Origin of the sequence: Vibrio sp. 10N.222.49.C9 (assembly GCF_041474985.1) — a bacterium.
GTDB classification, from domain to species: domain Bacteria; phylum Pseudomonadota; class Gammaproteobacteria; order Enterobacterales; family Vibrionaceae; genus Vibrio; species Vibrio crassostreae_C.
Map to the genome: position 1 here is coordinate 1 of NZ_JBFRVD010000770.1, position 413 is coordinate 413.

1 protein-coding gene is annotated in these 413 nt (G+C 49.4%); it reads left to right on the forward strand.

The genetic code is table 11. The annotated features are described in order from the left end of the window. Positions 1 to 68 precede the first annotated feature (68 nt). Positions 69 to 413, forward strand: a 345-nt coding sequence (locus AB4585_RS25515) for an alpha/beta hydrolase (RefSeq protein ID WP_372171578.1), incomplete at its 3' end; no start/stop codon positions are given.

The window sequence follows — 413 nt, forward strand, 5'->3', positions numbered from 1 at the left end:
TCGCTGTACTGTCGCGAGGTCAACTATGGGCCTAGAACAGGGCACGTCGTGCAGAGTGTTGAATAACGGTGTTCTCAGAACGCACCTTTGAGGTTAGTGACTACTCGCTATCGGCTTTGTGCCATGAACCACACAGCCCCTCGCATTGTGTTTTGATGCTTCATGGCTGGCTAGATAATGCGGCGTCATTTACTCCTTTAATGGACGTAATGCGTTCGCAACATCCAGATATCCAGCTTATCTCGTTAGACCTTCCCGGCCACGGTTATAGCTCCCACTCGCGCAGTGGCTATTACCCCTTCCATGACTATATTGATTCCCTACATCAAGTTATCACTGAGCTTAAGAAAGAACTCGATTGCCCGCTAACCTTAGTCGGGCATTCAATGGGTGCGCTTATCGCGAGTTGTTAC